Origin of the sequence: Alkaliphilus sp. B6464, from assembly GCF_018141165.1 — a bacterium.
In the GTDB taxonomy this organism is placed as follows: Bacteria; Bacillota; Clostridia; order Peptostreptococcales; family Natronincolaceae; genus Alkaliphilus_B.
The window spans coordinates 2,631,632-2,647,580 of record NZ_CP058557.1 but is presented as its reverse complement, the minus strand read 5'-3'; the positions used below and the strand labels follow the sequence as shown (position 1 = coordinate 2,647,580).

Sequence of the window (15,949 nt, the reverse complement as noted above, 5' to 3'; positions counted from 1 at the left end):
TTAAAGTCGAAATACAAAAGAAATATACATAATTATAGTAATGTATATTTCTTTTGTATAATATATTAAATTTCTTCTTCTAGTATTCTCAATGATAACTCAACCGCATTTGATACATCGATTAATGATACCATTTCACAATCACTATGAATATATCTTGAAGGAATTGATAATACACCTGAAGGAACTCCAGCCCTAGTTAGATGAATTGCTCCAGAGTCTGTACCACCAAATTCTAACACTTCTAATTGATATGGTATTGAATTCTTTTCAGCTTGTTCAATCATTAGATTCTTTACCTTAGGATGGCATAAAATAGAATTATCTTTAATTTTAACTGCAGGACCATGACCTAATTTAACAGCCATAGACTTAGACTTTGGTGTATCACCAGTAGCTGTAACATCATAAGATATTGCAATATCTGGCTCTATAGCATAACCTGCCGTCTTAGCTCCTCTAGTTCCTACTTCCTCTTGCACCGTGAAAACAAAATAAATGTCATTTTCAGAAGCCTTAAGTGCCTTTAAGATTTCAATCATAATAAAACAGCCTATACGATCATCTAATGCTGGCGCAATAATATTTTTATCATCCATAATTACTTCACTATAGTATACGCATATATCTCCTATAGAGATCTTTTCTTCCGCTTCTTCCTTTGATGAAGCCCCTATGTCTATAAACAGCTTATCCAAGGTTAAATCCTTCAAATTATCTATTTTTTCACATCCTACTACACCAATGGTACCATTTTCAAATATAACTCTTTGGGAAAAGGTAACTGCTGGAGATATTCCCCCAACATTAGTAAATCTAATAAATCCTTTATCGTCAATATATGTAACCATAAGTCCTATTTGGTCCATATGTCCAGCTAAAAGAACTTTTTTACCTTGTCCTTTTTTTCTTACAATAAGGTTCCCAAGAGGATCGGTATAAACTTCATCTGCATAATCTTTAACTTCTTCTTTAATTAATTCACAAACTCTAGTTTCATTTCCAGATGGAGAATAAGTAGCTACTATTCTTTTTAATAAATCTAAATTCAAATTTCTCATTACAATAATCCCCTTTCGCTAATTCTATCAACGAATTTAAATAAAAGATTTTTACAATTATAGTAATCATCTTTGCTTAATACAGATACAGGTGAGTGTATATATCTACAAGGAACTGCTAAGGATACACAAGGTGTTCCTCCTTTTGCTGTATGAAATTTTCCTGCATCATTTCCACCGAATGATGACCTTCGGTATTGCCAAGGAATTTCAGATTCTGTAGCAGTTTTAACCAGCATATCTACGAACTTTCTATTATATATTGAAGTTCTATCCATCAATGATATGGCTGGACCTTTATCCAGCTCTGTCACTTGCAAGTGAGGGTCTATACTTGGTATATCAGAACAAGTTGTGCCTTCTAAAACAATTGCAAGATCAATATCAATTTGATTAGCTACTACTTCCGCACCCCTAAGCCCTACTTCCTCTTGTACTGAAAATACCCCTGTAATACTAAGCGGCGTTTCACTTTTTAACAATTCTATTAATATTGCACATCCTACTCTATTATCTAATGCTTTCGCTTTAATACGATTTCTACCAAATTCAACATATTCACTATAGAAGGCAATATAATCTCCCACCTGTACTAACTTTTCTGTTTCAGTCTTAGTTTTACATCCGATATCTATATATAATTCGTTTATAGATATTGCTTGCTTTCTTTCATCTGGTTTTTGCATATGAATTGCCTTGGCACCAATAACTCCATTAATTTTATTCCTACCAATAATAACTTGTTTGGATACTAATACTCTGGCATCCATACCTCCAATTGATGCAAACTTAATCAAACCACTATCATCAATACCTTTGACTATAAAGCCTACCTCATCCATATGGGCTGTTACAGCAACATTAATATCCTCTCTTTTACCCTTCTTATAAACAATTACATTACCCATTGTGTCAATTTTAATATTATCAACATAGTTTTTGATTTCATCAATTATAATCTCTCGAATTTCTTTTTCATTTCCAGAAACACCCAAAGCATCAGTTAATCTTTTTAATAACATAATAATTCCTCCATATCAATTTCATTCAAACTTACAATAAAATTGGCAAGTAGTTTTCCTGTTTTTTTAATGTCAGATAAACTGAGAGTTTCTACAGATGTGTGCATATATCTTAATGGAATAGATAATACTCCTGTAGCAATGCCTGATCGGCTTACTTGCATTGGCCAAGCATCTGTACCAGAGTGTCCTGGAGCTACTTCAATTTGATAATCAATATAATTTTGAATCGCAACCTGTTTTATTTTGTCAAATATGTTTGAATGGATATTTGGACCAACAGTAATAGCAGGACCATTGCCCATTTCAATTGTTTCATATTGACTTAGTTCAGGTGTTTTACCAAATCCAACATCAACAGCTATCCCTATATCAGGATTAATTGAGTAAGCTGATGTAGTTGCACCTCTTGCTCCAACTTCTTCTTGAACAGTAGCAACAAAGTAGATGTCAACCTCATGGTTACAATGCTGCAGTTCTTTTAAACATACTAACAGTGAGGCAATACCAGCCCTATCATCCATTGCCTTGCCTGCTACCCAATCATTCTGTAGAGTTATCATATTCCTTTTAATTGTAATTACATCTCCAATATTAACCCTAGATGTAAGTTCATTCTTTGTAAATCCTGTATCAATCGCTAGATCATCTATGCTTAAAGCTTTCCGTCTTTCTTCTTCATTTGTTATATGTGGAGGTTTAGCCCCTATTATCCCATAAGTCTTTTCCTTACCATGAATAATCACTTCTTGACATAGAAGTGTCCTTTGGTCTACTCCCCCAATATTAGTAAATTGTATGAATCCATTATCATCAATATTCTTTACCATTAGACCTATCTCATCTACGTGAGCAGCTAACATAATCTTTTTATTGTTAACTCCTCTGCCCTTTTTTAATCCAATAATGTTTCCTAAAGGGTCTTCCATAATTTCGTCACAATACTTTTGAAAGTGCTCTTTAACTATTTGAGCTGCCTCTTGTTCATATCCAGAAACTCCAGAAGCTTCTGATATTTGTTTTAATATTTTCTCTAAATTCATAAGTGTCCTCCTTTCCATTTTTAACCCACTATACTATTATACCACTTGTTAGTTTAAAAATAATATAGATACATATTATTTTTCGAAAATTCTATACTTAACTTCGAAAATTATATAATTGGCTTAGTCTTTTTATAAAAAAATGTTTTCAATGGAGTTAAGTTGTACCTATTTGGTAAAATTATTTGTTCAGTACTACCTACAAATAAAACTCCCTCATTACTTAGTGAATCATGAAAATTTTTATACATATCATTTTTAGCTTCTTCAGTGAAATAAATCATCACATTTCTACATAAAATTAAATCACATTGTTTTGGATATTCATCTTCAAGTAAATTGAATTGCTTAAAAGTCACTTGTTTTTTTATTTCTTCTTTTATTTTATACTCCTCGTTATGTTTCTCAAAAAATGAATTTATAAACTCTTTAGGTAAGTTTTCTAAACTTTTAGGAGAATAAATGCCTTTGTTAGCTTTGCTAATTGCTCCTTCATCAATATCTGTAGCTAATACACTAATTTGACTAAGAGGAAAAAACTTAGAAAGTAACATTACTAATGAATATGGCTCTTCTCCAGTAGAGCAAGCAGAACTCCAAATCTTTAATTTAGATTTATTTTTTAGTAAGTAGGGTATTACCGTACTTTCTAATACCTCCCATTGTTGAGGATTACGATAAAATTCTGATACATTTATAGTTAAGTAATTAATAAATTCATCTAACAATTTTAAATCTTTATTTATAGCATTAAAATAAGAATCATAAGAGGTAAAATTATTACGTGTAATTAAAGACTCTATCCTACGTTTCATTTGACGTTCCTTATAACTGTTTAAGTTTATTCCTGTTTTTTTATAAACTTTATCTTTAAAAATTTCATATCCTTCCATAAAATTTCCCCCTTAAATTTAAATAAAGAATAGTACCTTATTATAAAAGTTATTTACTCAAGTATATCATAAAAAATAAAGAGTCAAAGACTCTTTATTTTTTATGATCATTTTCTAAAATTTCTCCAATTGTTGTTGTATTGTTAGCATCAATATATTCGATTTCTTCTGTTTCACTTTCTTCATCAACTGCTGTAATACTTAGGCTAATACGTTTTTCATCTGGCTTAATATCTAATACTTTCACATCGATTTTTTGGCCAATATGAAGTTCTTCTGATGGCTTTGAAATATGTTTTTCACTAATTTGTGAAATATGAACTAATCCATCTAATCCCAATTCTAATTCAACAAAGGCACCAAAGTCTACTAGTCTAACAACTTTTCCCTCAACTACACTTCCTATAGGATATTTTTCTAATGCAGCTTCCCATGGTTGTTGCTGCGTTTGTTTTAATCCCAAAGCGACTTTTCCCTTTGCTTTTTCAAAATCTAACACTTCTACCTCTACAATATCTCCTACCTTTACTACCTCTGTTGGATGCTTTATTCTCCCCCAAGATAACTCTGAAATATGGATAAGGCCGTCAACTCCACCAATATCTACAAATGCGCCAAAATCAGTAATACGTTTAACTTCCCCTTTAATGCGTGTGCCCTTTTCTAGATTAGAGAATAATTCTAGTTTTTTGTTTTTGTTTTCTTCTTCTAGTACAAGTTTCCTTGATAAAACTACTTTGTTTTTCCTACGATCAATTTCAATTACTTTAGTATTAAAATTTTTACCTTCAAAAGACTTTAGATCGTCTACATAACGATCAGATAACTGACTTGCTGGTATAAAGCATCGAATACCACGAGCTACAGCTACCACTCCGCCTCTTACTGCCTCAATTATCTTTGTCTCAACTAAGGATTGAGCATCTTTTATTTTTTCTAAATCATCCCATCCTTTTACCATATCTACTCTTTTTTTAGATAATAGAACATTACCTTCTCCATCGTCTAGACTTAATACATAAACCTTAATTTCATCTCCTTCTTTTGCTACTTCAATAGGATTTATTGTTGTATCATTTGATATCTCATTCTTTGGTATAACTCCATCTGATTTATATCCTAAATTTACTATAATTTCATTATGAGTAACATTAATTACTTTACCTGTAACAATTTCTCCTCTTCGTAGTCTTACCATCGTTTTTTCTATTTCTTCCATTAAATTTTGCATATCGTTAGTCATATTAAGACCTCCTAAAATAAGTTATTATAAACTATTAATTTTCTCTATTACTTCATCAATAATCCATTTTGGGGTAGATGCTCCTGCCGTAACACCTACAGTTTCATATCTCCCTAGTAAATTAATTGGTAATTCACTTGCTGTTTCAATATGAAAAGTTGTGTTTGGTTTTTCTTCCTTGCAGATTTCTACAAGTTTTTGGGTGTTAGAACTATGGTATCCACCTACTACTATCATTACATCCACTGCTTTAGCTAGATCTCTAGCAGATTCTTGTCTATCTCTAGTAGCAGAACAAATGGTATTAAACTTTACAACATCAATAGCTTTCTTTTCTAGCATATCAGTAAGTTTAAGATATAGAGACGTAGACATAGTTGTTTGAACAACTATACACATCTTATCTAAAAAAGGAATTTTTTCAATGTCATCTTCTGTTTTTACAACATAAGCTTCATTATTACACCATCCATTAATTCCTACTACCTCTGGATGGTCAGGATTCCCTATAATAACAATATTATATCCCTTTTCCTTATATTCTTTGACGATATTTTGAATTTTTCTAACAAAGGGACAAGTTGCATCAACTAGGTTTATTTTTTTTTCATAAGCTATATCATATATATTTTTAGAAACCCCATGGGAACGAATAATTACAGTACCATCTGAGACTTCATCCAGATGGCCGATTACCTTTATTCCATCACTTTCTAATTTATTTACAGCTTGTTGGTTATGAATAAGAGGTCCTAGTGTATAGATATCTCTTTTAATATTACTATTATTATTCACCTCATCGAAAGCAGTATGTATAGCTTTTTCCACACCAAAGCAAAAACCAGAATGATTTGCCACAATTACTTTCATTATTATCCTCCTGTGGATTTTATAATGTAAAATTAAATACATAACTTTATAGAATTTCTACATAATATATAAAAATCCTTCTTTAATAATCAGTATTTCCATATTTTTTTAATTCATTAATTTTTTAATATGCTCTAACACACTTTGACTTAATTGTTGATATTCTTCAATAGAAATTTTTTGATCATAATAATCTGAAAAATTTATTGGTTTATCAATTATTATCTTTATTTTACTGAAAGGTTTATAATTTCCTATAATAGCCACAGGAATAATAGAACTTTGTGATTTAATTGCTATCATAGCAAGACCTGGCTTAGCTTCTAGCATTTCACCAGTTTTACTTCTAGTGCCTTCTGGAAATATTCCAAATACCTCTTCATTCTTTAAAATTTTTAATGCGGTTTTGATGGCACTAATATCAGCACCACCTCTCTTCACAGGAAACACTCCTAATTTATTTAAAATCAAAGCAAAAATCTTATTTGAAAACAGTTCTTCCTTTGCCATATAATTAATCTTTCTTGGTAAACAAGTTCCAATAAAAACCGGATCTAATAAATTAAAGTGATTTGAACAAACGATAGATTTGCCTTCCATGGGTATGTTTTCTTTACCTTGAATTTCAACTCTATAAATTAATGAGAGTATGAATCTAATTGAATTTTTTACTACTTTGTAAAACATCACTTCATTATTCCCCCCTTAGAAGATCTACTATTTTTTCTACAACATCATCTATCGATAAACCTGTTGTATCAATAACAATAGCATCTTCTGCTTTAAGCAATGGCGCAGATTCTCTTTCACTATCAATTTTATCCCTATTTATGATATCTTTTTTTATTTCATTAAAGCTTATATCATTACACTTTCCTTTGAGCTCAGTATATCTTCTAGTAGCTCGTTCTTCAACAGATGCAGTTAAAAAGATTTTCAATCTAGCATTAGGCAATACATGGGTTCCTATATCTCTACCATCCATTATTACATCTTGATCTAGTGCAATTTTTCTCTGTAAATTAACTAAAACTAGTCTTACTTCCCTAATTTTAGCTATATAAGAAACATTTTTATTTACTTCAATACTTCTAATTTCTTCATTAACTTTCTCATTATCTAGGTAAATATTTTCTTGAAAAAATTTTATATCACTTTCTCTGGCTAATCTAATTATTTCCTCCTCATTATAAATATCTACATTATTAACTAAAACTTTATAAGTAAGAGCTCTGTACATTGCACCTGTATCTATGTACGTTATATCTAAGCATTTAGCTATTTTTTTTGCAATTGTACTTTTACCTGCTCCAGCAGGTCCATCTATTGCAATTTGAATATATTCCATATAATACCTCCTTAGAATAGATTTAACCACCAGTTATGGTGGTTATTTCAAACAAAGATCAGGTCTTAAATTTTTAGCCTCTCTTAAATACACATGAACCATATCCTTTTTTTCTTTATCAGTATGTATGTATATTAGCACCCGAATGCATTTCTCTAAGCTATTAACTACGTCCTTTTCTTCAAAGTTTAAAATAGGAGTGTCTCTCCAATTAAAATGACTTCTAATAATAGTAGAAGGATATTGCTGATTCAAGTCTTTAGTTGCTGTAAATATAATACTTATGACGTCGTTTTCATTAATTGAATTTAAATTAATGATTTCATTCATCATTTCATATGTAGCATCCTCTATTTGCTGAGCCGTATTTTCTTTAACCGTTATGGCTCCTCTAATACCTCTGACATTCATATATATCCCTCACTTTAACTTACTTAAAGAAATTATACATCAAATTATAATATTCCTCAAGTATATCTACATCCTTATTATAGCTAAAGTGCTTATATTTCTTTTCACAACTACTTTTCTATTGCTTAAGTAATCAATAATATTTGAAGATATATCTTTTATACTAACTATAACATCATCATTATACATAGAACCATTTATCTGTACAATATCTCTATCAGTAACATTTATTGTTACTTCATTATTTTCACCGAACTTATCAACTAATTCGCCATTAACAATTATCTCTAACAATGGATATACTTCATTTGATTCGATTATAAGAGTTAGGGTTCCACTTGGAAATAAAATACTTTCGAAGTCATGGACGGTTTTAGTTTCAGAATGCTGCACTATTATGTAGTCTCTACATATTCTTAAAATATTAAGTCCTATTAATAAAATGATCATAAACATAACAATAATAGCAATACAGTTGTCTATTCCAAAGTAATTTACGTTGTTTCTTCGATCATTCATTAATCACACCTCTCCTTAATAATTTATATATACTATACATTTATTCCCGCAACATAGCCTGTAGAAAAAGCAATTTGCAAATTATATCCTCCTGTAAGAGCATCAATATCTATTACTTCACCAGCAAAATATAATCCCTTCACAAGTTTAGATTCCATTGTTTTGCTGTCAATTTCTTTAACTGAAATCCCTCCAGATGTAACAATTGCTTCTTTTATAGGTCTAAATCCACTTGTTGTCAATGTTAAAGTCTTTATTGTATTTATAATCCTATTTCTATCCTTTTTTGATAATTGGCCTAACTTAATATACTCATCAATATTTAACAAATCTAGTAATTTACTGCAAAGGTTTTTAGGTAACAAATTTGTTAAAACAGTTTTAACTAACTTACTTCCATTAAATTGAGATTCTTGATGGAAAATTTGTTCTAATTCTTCTTGGCTATAATTAGGTAGTAGGTCTAGATGTATTGTAGATTCTAATACTTCAGAGTATTGACTTAAATATGCACTGTGTTCTAATACCGCTGGACCAGATATACCATAATGAGTGAATAACAAATCACCTTTAGAAGATATTTTCTTTTTATTGCTAATTTTAGTTGTTATCTTAACAGAATTTAAAGAGATTCCCATTAAATCCTTTATCCACTTTTCCTTAATAGTAATTGGTACTAAACTCGGTCTAATTTTAACAATATTATGTTCTAAGTTACTTGCAAAACGATACCCATCACCCGTACTACCTAGATGAGGATAGGACATTCCTCCAGTTGAAATTACAACCCCATCACATCTTATAATATTGTTATCCTGTAATCTAACACCACTGACCTTATCATCAGAAACTAAAACTTCCTTTACTTCGCAATTCATCTTTAAAACAACTTCGTTATTATTTAATACTTTTGAAAATACATTAATAATATCATCTGATTTATCACTAACAGGAAAAACTTTCCCCTTATGTTCAACTTTTAGTTTACAACCATTACTTTCAATAAAGTTAATTAAATTTATGTTACTAAATTTATTTAAGCTATTATATAAAAACTTTCCATTACTTAAGGTTTTTTCAATTATTTCATTAATACTACAGTTATTTGTAATATTACATCTTCCACCACCAGTTATTCTTAATTTTCTACCAATTTGATCATTTTTATCAATTAAAACTACTTCTTTATTATGCTCTGCTGCCGATATAGCTGCCATAATTCCAGCTGGTCCTGCACCAATTACAACTACCTTCTTCTTCATTTAATTTCACCTTTCTATCATTATGTCCAGATGACATGTATCATTATACTTTAATAATACGGGACCATGATGTCTAAATTCTATTAAGTTAATTGCACAATTATCCTGCTTTAACTTATAATAATGCATTAGATCCATAGAAAGAAGATGAAGTAAAAGTAACCGTATTGTTGTACCATGGCTAACTATTAAAAACGTATTATTATTAGATTCTATAATCCTATCGTTGACAAACTCAACCATACGTTTTTGAGCAATTTCTATGGTTTCACCCTTTGGTATCTTTGCAATATGAGGTTCTTTCCTCCAAGATTTAAAGTTCTCTGGGTAATTTTGTTCAATTTCCGCATGGGTTAGTCCTTCCCACTCACCAAAGCTCATTTCCATTAATCTATTGTCTAGTGTACAATCAAGATTTTGCATATTAGCAATAATTTGCGCTGTTGAGTATGCTCGTTTTAATGGACTACAATAAATTGCATCTAGTTGTACTTTGCTCAATCGTTGTCCCAAAAGTTCCGCTTGCTCTAGACCAAGAGGAGTTAAATTAGAATCCTTATTGCCTTGAGTTCTTCCTTCCAAATTCCATGATGTTTGTCCATGTCTAACTAAATATAATCTTTTAATTTTAATCAACTCCTTATTAATTAGCCTGTATATAGTATTTTAACAAATAACAAATTAAATTAGTACATAATCCATAAAATAAATATTTATTCTTTTAAATTTCACATTTATTGCATATATACATATATTTTCTCAAACTATAATAAACAAAGCGATCTTACGGATCGCTTTGTTTATTTAAATGAAATTATTTGTTTATTTTAGCTTTGATCTTTTCTCTCATAAACATTATACTTTTCCCAAATTCCTTCCAACCTGTTAAAATACTCAGTTATTTCATCTTTTTCTCGCATTCCAACAGCAACAATTAGTGCATTTATTAAACTTAAAGGAGCTACTAAAGAATCAACAAAAGAAGCCATATTACTTTTTGCAGTTAAAGGATAATCTGCTATACTTGCAAGAGGTGACAGTAGACTATCAGTAATTCCTACAATTGTTGCTCCTTGTTCCTTTGCATAGGTTAATGCATCAACAGTTTGGATAGAGTATCTAGGAAATCCAATACCGATAACTAAATCTCGTTCGGATATTCTCAACATCTGCTCAAAAATATTACTAATACCATAACTAACTATTTTTACATTATCCAAAATTAAATTTAAATAGAAGCCAAAATAATCAGCTAGTGCGGTAGAACTTCTTAAACCAACTATATATATTTTTTCAGCACTACATATCTTATCTATTACTTGTTGAAAAACGTCATAATCTATTTTTTCTAAAGTAGCTCTAATATTATCCATATCAGATTTTAATACTTTTTTTAATATTGCTCCTTCATTTGAATACTCACTTGCCATTTCAACACGTTGGACAGTTGTTAGTTTTGTTTTTATAATCTCTTCTAACCCCTTCTGAAGCTGTGGATAACCCTCAAATCCTAGAGCATTAGCAAATCTAACAACTGTTGATTCACTTACTCCAACTTTGTTAGCCAGTTTAGATGCTGTCATAAATGCAGCTTTATCATAGTTCTCAATAATGTATTGAGCAATTAGCTTTTGTCCTTTACTTAATTTAGGAAACTTTTTTTGTATTTGGTTAATTAAGTCTCTTTTACTTTCATCTATCATAGTTAATCATCCTATTTTTTATTTTATCTTTTAATCAAATTATAGCCTTCCATCAAGGCGTCCCTGTTTAATTGTTCTGTTCCCTTGGGAACTCTTTTTAATACCGAAGCTTCTAAAGAACTTTTAGATACAACATCTGTTATTGCCTGAATCGCTCCTAATGCAATTATGTTAGCAACCATAGGCTTTTTTATTTTTTCAATAGCAGTATTTAATATTGGAATTTTAATTATATTAAAAGGTAGATCATCAAGTACCTCAATACTAGAATCTATAACTAATATACCACCTTCCTTAAGAGTATCTATATATTTATCACAAGAAACTTGAGTTAGTGACAACAAAAGATCTGCTTGTTCCACCTTTGGATAATCTATTTCATCATTGCTAATAATAACTTCGGCTTTACTAGCTCCTCCTCTTGCTTCAGGGCCATATGACTGAGATTGGATAACATTCTTTCCATCAAGTATTGCAGCCTCAGCTAAAATAATTCCAGCTAGAATTAAACCTTGACCCCCTGATCCACTAAGTCTTATTTCTTTTTGCCCCTCCATATTATCTCTCCTTTTTAAATTTATCGATAATTTTTCCATATTCGTCTGTATATTCAGGTTCTATAGCACTTTTAAACTCACCAATTAGCAGCTTGCCTTTTTGTTTGTCTAAAGGTAATTTTTCTGCAACCTTTACATCTATAGTTGAATCCCTAAGCTCACTTAACATATCTACAGAAGACCCTTTTTTATTTTTACGTCCATAATAGGTTGGGCAAACACTTATAGCATCAACTACAGAAAAACCTTTATTCTCAATAGCTTTTTCGATTAGTTTAATAAGTTGATTAGCATGGTATGCAGTTCCACGAGCTACATATGTTGCTCCAGCGGCATCAACCAATTTACAAATATCAAATGGTTTATCTATATTGCCAAATGGGGCAGTAGTTCCATAGGCTTGGTTAGGAGTAGTTGGAGAGTATTGCCCTCCTGTCATACCATAAATATTATTATTAAAAACAATAGTAGTAATACCAATATTTCTTCTACTAGCATGTATTAAGTGGTTTCCTCCAATAGCTGAGCAGTCACCATCTCCAGTTATTACAATAACCTCTAGCTCTGGATTAGCCAATTTAATACCTGTTGCAAAGGCTAATGCTCTACCATGGGTAGTGTGAAGCGTATTAAAATCCATATAACCAGTAGCTCTTGAGGAACAACCTATACCAGATACTATACACACATTATCTTTATCTAATTTTAGGTTATCTATAGCCTTAGCCAAAGCTCGCATAATAATTCCATGTCCACAACCTGGACACCAAATATGCGGTAATCTATCCATCCTAAAATTATTATGAATTAACTCACTAGCCATATTATAAGACCTCCCTAATTTTTGTCAGTATTTCTTCAGGAGTTATTGCTTCGCCAGTTACCTTACATAAACTATAAATAGTACTTTGTCCTGATACAATTCTTTCCACCTCTAAACAATATTGGCCTAAATTCAGTTCAGGAACTAATATTTTATCTATCTTCTTACTTATTTCTTTAATTTGTTTCTCTGGAGCCGGCCATATTGTTATAGGTTTAAACAATCCTACTTTGTAGCCTAATTTCCTTGCCTGTTTTACTGCGCTTCTTGCAGATCTGTATGTACCACCATAAGCTAACACGACAATCTCAGCGTCATCCATATATTCTTCATCATACATAACAATATCATCTACATTGTCACTAACCTTATTTATAATTCTTCTAAGTAAGTTATCTGATATTCCAGGGTTATTAGTTGGAAATCCAAATTCATCATGCATTAAACCAGTCACATGAAATTTAAATCCTTCACCAAAAGCAGCCATTCTTGGAACAGTTTCATTTTCCTTTACTTTATAAGCTCTATAATCAGAGTCGCCTTTTTCTGGTTTTAATCTATTATATATTTCAATATCTTCTATATTAGGTATTTCTATTTTTTCTCTCATATGTCCTACTATTTCATCAAGCATTAACAATACTGGCGTTCTGTATTTTTCTGCTAAGTTAAATGCTTTAATCGTTAAGTCATAAGTTTCCCTTACAGAGGTTGGACTTAAAGCGATTACTGGATGATCTCCATGAGTCCCCCATTTAGCTTGCATAACATCTCCTTGTGCAGGAGCAGTTGGTAATCCTGTACTTGGACCATATCTTTGAACATTTACGATAACACATGGTATTTCTGTTAATGCCGCATATCCGATATTCTCTTGTTTAAGTGAAAATCCTGGTCCACTAGTTGCTGTCATAGATTTTAATCCAGCTAAAGATCCTCCAATTGTTGCTGCCATTCCAGCTATTTCATCTTCCATTTGAATAAACTTACCTCCTACTAGAGGTAATTTCTGTGCACATATTTCTGCAATTTCAGTAGATGGAGTAATAGGATAACCTGCGTAAAAGCGCATTCCGGCTGTAAGTGCTCCCTCAACACAAGCCTCGTTTCCTTGCATTAATTTAATTGCTCTATTTTTCATTACCTACCACCTCCAAATAAATAGCATAGTCTGGACATCTTAATTCACACTGACCGCATTTAATACAGCTATCTATATCCTTTATGTTAATTTTGTCGTTTTTTATATCAAGTACATTTTTAGGGCAAAAATTAACACAAATTTCACACCCTTTACACCATTCCGTTTTGATTTTTAACTCTTTATTTACTTTGTTATTTTCCACGCCTCTCTCTCCCTTTCGACAAAGTGACTTTCTAACAATTCTTACTAATCAAATCATATCAGATTTAACTGAGTATTGCAATTTTTATTTCATCTTTCTAAAAGTTTTTTATGTTTTGCAAGATTAAATTCATTTTTTGCATTTTTACTTAATTAAAACAAAAAAATAGCCTAGTTTGAATTAACTAGACTATATATGAAAGTCCCATTTTTTCAGTTCTTCGAAGTGTTTGAAGTGTGTTAAATCAAAATGTATTGGTGTAATAGAAATATAATTTTTATTAATTGCTGCAATATCACTTTCCACATCCTGCTTAATATCTCTTACCGTGCCTGAAATCCAATAATATGAGTTTCCCCAAGGATCTTTTCTTTCAATAAATGCATTGTCATACCTTCTTGTGCCTAATGTAGTTATTTTAACGCCTTTTATTTCACTCTTAGGTTTAGCTGGATAATTAACATTAATAATAATATTATGCAGACTACTACTTTCAATCATTTTTTTTAATATTGATGAAATAAATTGTGCTGCATCATCAAATTGGCTTGACTCATAACTTCCCATTGAAACTGCAATTGATGGAATATCCAAAATAGCTGATTCTACAGCTGCTGAAACAGTACCAGAGTATATTACATCGGTTCCTAAATTAGGTCCATTATTAATCCCTGAAATAACCAAATCTGGTTTTTGAGTTTTGCATAACACTTCTACTCCTATTTTTACACAGTCTGCTGGTGTTCCATTTACCGAATAAGCTTCAATTTCTGTATTAAAAAAGTTCACCTTCTTAACTGTTAATGGACTATGCATAGTGATTGCATGTCCACTAGCACTTCTTTCACTATCTGGAGCAACTACAATTACTTCCCCATTAGATTGCATATGCTTTGCTAGTTTATATATACCTTCTGCAAAAATACCATCGTCATTAGTAACTAAAATGCGCATATATTTTCTCATCCTCCCTATAATTTATTTATTTGTTTACAACTTTTTTATTAGTAGTACATAATATGTTACACATATATTTAAATAGTTATAAGCATAATAAAAATATCATTTAATTTATACTGTTGTTATTAACGTAAATTTTAAAAATATATTGATTGCTTGAGGTGATATTTTGATTCAAATAGATGATGCGGGAAGTGGCAGTTTACTTGGTGGCACAGTAATTGGCATAACAAGGGTAGAAACAAAAGAATATGCATTCGATATTATTCCTTTAAAATATTATCGAAATAGTTTCTTTGAAAATAAAGAGTATATTAACCACGTAGTTACGATAGTAAAAAAACTTTTTAATGATTTAAATGTTACTCACAAAGAAAAAATTGAAGTTTGTAGAGGATATATGTTTGATAAATTAAAAATATGGTTGGAAAACAATAACTATAGTTATGTATGTACACAAATAAATGATCCCTTACAAAGTCTTGTGGAGGCAACATTTGAAAACTATACAATTGATTTAGGTCTACCACGAAACTTTATTACATATACAAAGTATCCATTCCACTTTCATCGTATATTAAAATGGGTATATGCAGATTATGAAAACCGTAGTCTACTTTGTAAAACAGGTTGGAAAAGTTGGCAAAAATACGGTAATTTACCCATTGAAATAGCTGAAGAAAAAGTAAAAAATATTAATTTAATATGTTTTAAATGCAATAAACCTATACAGCAAAACTCCGTTGCAAAAGTAAAAAAATACCATAGCGATCGACCAAACAAAGTTTTTCTGCATAGTAATTGCATATAACAAAATTTTTCTTTAGAAAATCTATCGGTCAATCTTTTTAAAAATTTGTATGGCATTCATCATCTACGATATAGAGT

General features: G+C 30.7%; 19 protein-coding genes. 1 reads left to right on the top strand and 18 read right to left on the bottom strand.

Annotated elements, in window-relative coordinates; genetic code table 11:
- Nucleotides 1-65 precede the first annotated feature (65 nt).
- The 18 genes from HYG84_RS13350 to surE form a co-directional block, all read right to left on the bottom strand.
- A complete protein-coding gene (locus HYG84_RS13350; RefSeq protein WP_212378011.1) occupies nucleotides 66-1,061 on the bottom strand; it encodes a M42 family metallopeptidase in 996 nt (331 codons plus the stop codon).
- Nucleotides 1,061-2,083 (bottom strand): M42 family metallopeptidase, encoded by a 1,023-nt coding sequence (locus HYG84_RS13345; protein ID WP_212378009.1) that lies wholly within the window; start codon nucleotides 2,081-2,083, stop codon nucleotides 1,061-1,063. The genes HYG84_RS13350 and HYG84_RS13345 overlap by 1 nt, the downstream gene beginning before the upstream one ends.
- Nucleotides 2,074-3,126: a M42 family metallopeptidase gene (locus HYG84_RS13340; RefSeq protein ID WP_212378007.1), complete on the bottom strand. Its 1,053-nt coding sequence runs from the start codon at nucleotides 3,124-3,126 to the stop codon at nucleotides 2,074-2,076. Before HYG84_RS13340 ends, HYG84_RS13345 begins: the two co-directional genes overlap by 10 nt.
- Before the next feature lie 110 nt (nucleotides 3,127-3,236).
- Nucleotides 3,237-4,019, bottom strand: a complete 783-nt coding sequence (locus tag HYG84_RS13335) for a CheR family methyltransferase (RefSeq protein ID WP_212378005.1) — start codon at nucleotides 4,017-4,019, stop codon at nucleotides 3,237-3,239.
- Nucleotides 4,020-4,113: 94 nt separating this feature from the next.
- The gene (gene rpsA, locus HYG84_RS13330; protein ID WP_212378003.1) at nucleotides 4,114-5,262 is read right to left on the bottom strand and encodes a 30S ribosomal protein S1; all 1,149 of its coding nucleotides are present in this window, start codon (nucleotides 5,260-5,262) and stop codon (nucleotides 4,114-4,116) included.
- A gap of 24 nt (nucleotides 5,263-5,286) precedes the next feature.
- Nucleotides 5,287-6,132 carry a 4-hydroxy-3-methylbut-2-enyl diphosphate reductase gene (locus tag HYG84_RS13325; protein ID WP_212378001.1) on the bottom strand — a complete coding sequence of 282 codons (846 nt, stop codon included), beginning with the start codon at nucleotides 6,130-6,132 and terminating at the stop codon, nucleotides 5,287-5,289.
- 108 nt (nucleotides 6,133-6,240) lie between these two features.
- On the bottom strand, nucleotides 6,241-6,819 hold the full coding sequence (locus HYG84_RS13320) for a lysophospholipid acyltransferase family protein (RefSeq protein ID WP_249168763.1): 579 nt from the start codon (nucleotides 6,817-6,819) through the stop codon (nucleotides 6,241-6,243).
- Between the two features lie 7 nt (nucleotides 6,820-6,826).
- Entirely contained in the window at nucleotides 6,827-7,480 is a 654-nt protein-coding gene (gene cmk, locus HYG84_RS13315) for a (d)CMP kinase (RefSeq protein WP_212377997.1), read from the bottom strand.
- Between the two features lie 42 nt (nucleotides 7,481-7,522).
- On the bottom strand, nucleotides 7,523-7,891 hold the full coding sequence (aroH, locus tag HYG84_RS13310; protein ID WP_212377995.1) for a chorismate mutase: 369 nt from the start codon (nucleotides 7,889-7,891) through the stop codon (nucleotides 7,523-7,525).
- Between the two features lie 66 nt (nucleotides 7,892-7,957).
- A complete protein-coding gene (locus HYG84_RS13305) occupies nucleotides 7,958-8,410 on the bottom strand; it encodes a hypothetical protein (RefSeq protein WP_212377993.1) in 453 nt (150 codons plus the stop codon).
- Between the two features lie 32 nt (nucleotides 8,411-8,442).
- Nucleotides 8,443-9,672: an NAD(P)/FAD-dependent oxidoreductase gene (locus HYG84_RS13300; protein WP_212377991.1), complete on the bottom strand. Its 1,230-nt coding sequence runs from the start codon at nucleotides 9,670-9,672 to the stop codon at nucleotides 8,443-8,445.
- A 6-nt stretch (nucleotides 9,673-9,678) separates the two neighbouring features.
- Complete coding sequence (locus HYG84_RS13295; protein ID WP_249168630.1) at nucleotides 9,679-10,308, bottom strand: histidine phosphatase family protein; 630 nt, start codon at nucleotides 10,306-10,308, stop codon at nucleotides 9,679-9,681.
- A 191-nt stretch (nucleotides 10,309-10,499) separates the two neighbouring features.
- Nucleotides 10,500-11,375, bottom strand: a complete 876-nt coding sequence (locus HYG84_RS13290) for a MurR/RpiR family transcriptional regulator (protein ID WP_330655472.1) — start codon at nucleotides 11,373-11,375, stop codon at nucleotides 10,500-10,502.
- A 23-nt stretch (nucleotides 11,376-11,398) separates the two neighbouring features.
- Nucleotides 11,399-11,932, bottom strand: a complete 534-nt coding sequence (locus HYG84_RS13285; RefSeq protein WP_212377989.1) for a 2-oxoacid:acceptor oxidoreductase family protein — start codon at nucleotides 11,930-11,932, stop codon at nucleotides 11,399-11,401.
- Between the two features lies 1 nt (nucleotide 11,933).
- On the bottom strand, nucleotides 11,934-12,755 hold the full coding sequence (locus HYG84_RS13280; RefSeq protein WP_212377987.1) for a 2-oxoacid:ferredoxin oxidoreductase subunit beta: 822 nt from the start codon (nucleotides 12,753-12,755) through the stop codon (nucleotides 11,934-11,936).
- 1 nt (nucleotide 12,756) lies between these two features.
- Nucleotides 12,757-13,896: a 2-oxoacid:acceptor oxidoreductase subunit alpha gene (locus tag HYG84_RS13275; RefSeq protein ID WP_212377985.1), complete on the bottom strand. Its 1,140-nt coding sequence runs from the start codon at nucleotides 13,894-13,896 to the stop codon at nucleotides 12,757-12,759.
- The gene (locus tag HYG84_RS13270; RefSeq protein WP_212377983.1) at nucleotides 13,886-14,101 is read right to left on the bottom strand and encodes a 4Fe-4S binding protein; all 216 of its coding nucleotides are present in this window, start codon (nucleotides 14,099-14,101) and stop codon (nucleotides 13,886-13,888) included. The genes HYG84_RS13275 and HYG84_RS13270 overlap by 11 nt, the downstream gene beginning before the upstream one ends.
- Before the next feature lie 189 nt (nucleotides 14,102-14,290).
- Nucleotides 14,291-15,067 (bottom strand): 5'/3'-nucleotidase SurE, encoded by a 777-nt coding sequence (gene surE, locus HYG84_RS13265; protein WP_330655471.1) that lies wholly within the window; start codon nucleotides 15,065-15,067, stop codon nucleotides 14,291-14,293.
- A gap of 163 nt (nucleotides 15,068-15,230) precedes the next feature.
- Between surE and HYG84_RS13260 the strand changes: the two genes are divergently transcribed.
- Nucleotides 15,231-15,872, top strand: coding sequence for a hypothetical protein (locus HYG84_RS13260; protein WP_212377982.1), 642 nt, complete (start codon nucleotides 15,231-15,233; stop codon nucleotides 15,870-15,872).
- The last annotated feature ends 77 nt before the right edge of the window (nucleotides 15,873-15,949 follow it).

Bases quoted from the DNA above. Each gene is read 5' to 3' on its own strand.
- HYG84_RS13290 (WP_330655472.1), bottom strand. From the start codon at position 11,375: ATGATAGATGAAAGTAAAAGAGACTTAATTAACCAAATACAAAAAAAG.
- HYG84_RS13320 (WP_249168763.1), bottom strand. From the start codon at position 6,819: ATGTTTTACAAAGTAGTAAAAAATTCAATTAGATTCATACTCTCATTA.
- HYG84_RS13285 (WP_212377989.1), bottom strand. From the start codon at position 11,932: ATGGAGGGGCAAAAAGAAATAAGACTTAGTGGATCAGGGGGTCAAGGT.
- HYG84_RS13275 (WP_212377985.1), bottom strand. From the start codon at position 13,896: ATGAAAAATAGAGCAATTAAATTAATGCAAGGAAACGAGGCTTGTGTT.
- HYG84_RS13350 (WP_212378011.1), bottom strand. From the start codon at position 1,061: ATGAGAAATTTGAATTTAGATTTATTAAAAAGAATAGTAGCTACTTAT.
- HYG84_RS13325 (WP_212378001.1), bottom strand. From the start codon at position 6,132: ATGAAAGTAATTGTGGCAAATCATTCTGGTTTTTGCTTTGGTGTGGAA.
- HYG84_RS13340 (WP_212378007.1), bottom strand. From the start codon at position 3,126: ATGAATTTAGAGAAAATATTAAAACAAATATCAGAAGCTTCTGGAGTT.
- HYG84_RS13305 (WP_212377993.1), bottom strand. From the start codon at position 8,410: ATGAATGATCGAAGAAACAACGTAAATTACTTTGGAATAGACAACTGT.
- HYG84_RS13345 (WP_212378009.1), bottom strand. From the start codon at position 2,083: ATGTTATTAAAAAGATTAACTGATGCTTTGGGTGTTTCTGGAAATGAA.
- HYG84_RS13335 (WP_212378005.1), bottom strand. From the start codon at position 4,019: ATGGAAGGATATGAAATTTTTAAAGATAAAGTTTATAAAAAAACAGGA.
- aroH (WP_212377995.1), bottom strand. From the start codon at position 7,891: ATGAATGTCAGAGGTATTAGAGGAGCCATAACGGTTAAAGAAAATACG.
- surE (WP_330655471.1), bottom strand. From the start codon at position 15,067: ATGAGAAAATATATGCGCATTTTAGTTACTAATGACGATGGTATTTTT.
- HYG84_RS13300 (WP_212377991.1), bottom strand. From the start codon at position 9,672: ATGAAGAAGAAGGTAGTTGTAATTGGTGCAGGACCAGCTGGAATTATG.
- HYG84_RS13280 (WP_212377987.1), bottom strand. From the start codon at position 12,755: ATGGCTAGTGAGTTAATTCATAATAATTTTAGGATGGATAGATTACCG.
- rpsA (WP_212378003.1), bottom strand. From the start codon at position 5,262: ATGACTAACGATATGCAAAATTTAATGGAAGAAATAGAAAAAACGATG.
- cmk (WP_212377997.1), bottom strand. From the start codon at position 7,480: ATGGAATATATTCAAATTGCAATAGATGGACCTGCTGGAGCAGGTAAA.